This is a genomic window from Stutzerimonas kunmingensis, assembly GCF_032106285.1.
Lineage (GTDB): Bacteria > Pseudomonadota > Gammaproteobacteria > Pseudomonadales > Pseudomonadaceae > Stutzerimonas > Stutzerimonas kunmingensis_B.
This window is the reverse complement of record NZ_DAMCPO010000070.1, coordinates 1-1022: the sequence shown is the minus strand read 5'-3', so window position 1 is coordinate 1022 and position 1022 is coordinate 1. Positions and strand designations below refer to the sequence as shown.

Genomic DNA, 1022 nt, shown 5'->3' with positions numbered 1-1022 from the left:
GCCATGGCATTTTGCATGACCTCTCCCATCACCTCGATGGGGCATTTGAAGTCGAAGCGCTTGCGCGGTCGCATGTTCAGTTGCAGCGCAATGGCGTCCAGCTCCTCTTGGCTATGTACCGACAGGTCTGTGCCCTTGGGCAAGTACTGGCGAATCAGGCCGTTGATGTTTTCGTTGCTGCCGCGCTGCCAGGGGCTGTGCGGGTCGCAGAAGTAGATCGCCACGCCGGTTCTTTGGGTGATCTCGGCGTGTCGCGCCATCTCCCGGCCCTGGTCGTAAGTCATGCTCTTGCGCATCTCCAGCGGCATGCTATTGAGCGCGGCGCTGAAGCCTTCCAGCGCCGAAGTCGCCGTCGCGTCGTTCATCTTCACCAGCATCAGGTAGCCACTGGTGCGTTCCACCAGCGTACCGACGGACGAGGCGTTGGCCTTACCCTTGATGAGGTCGCCTTCCCAATGCCCCGGCATCAGCCTGTCTTCAATCTCCGGCGGGCGCACATGAATACTGACCATCTCAGGGATCTGGCCGCGCCGATCCACGCCACCAGAGCGCGGCCGGCGCGTCGTCTTGCCTTGGCGCAGACAGATGATCAGCTCCTTACGCAGCTCACCCACTGGCAGGGCATAGATCGCGTTGTAGATCGTCTCGCGACAGACGTAGGCATCTCGCAGGTTGGGTATGTTCATGCTGCGCAGCTTGCCGGCAATCTGCTCGGGAGACAAACGCTCACGCAGCATATGGGTCACCAGTTCCAAGCGCTCGCTACCCGGCAACAGTTTTCGCATCGGTCGACAAACCTGGCGGCGGGCCTGCATTTGCTGCTGGGCCAGGCGGGCCGAGTAGCCACCGCAAGCACCTCGGTTACGGCGCAGCTCACGGCTGATGGTCGAAGGGGATCGGTTGATCAAGCAGGCAATCCTGCGCAGGCTGAAGCCTTGGGTACGACCGATTTGAATGGTGGCGCGCTCTTCAACGCTGAGTTCGGTATAAGACATAGGGGCAGCACCGTACCGGAAAGGTCA

At 61.0% G+C, this 1022-nt stretch carries 1 protein-coding gene; it reads right to left on the bottom strand.

Features of this window, described 5'->3' with window-relative positions; all coding sequences use genetic code 11:
• Window positions 1-995, bottom strand: a 995-nt coding sequence (locus RT582_RS22415) for an IS30-like element ISPsp7 family transposase (RefSeq protein ID WP_313480098.1), incomplete at its 3' end; no start/stop codon positions are given.
• Between the last annotated feature and the right edge of the window lie 27 nt (window positions 996-1022).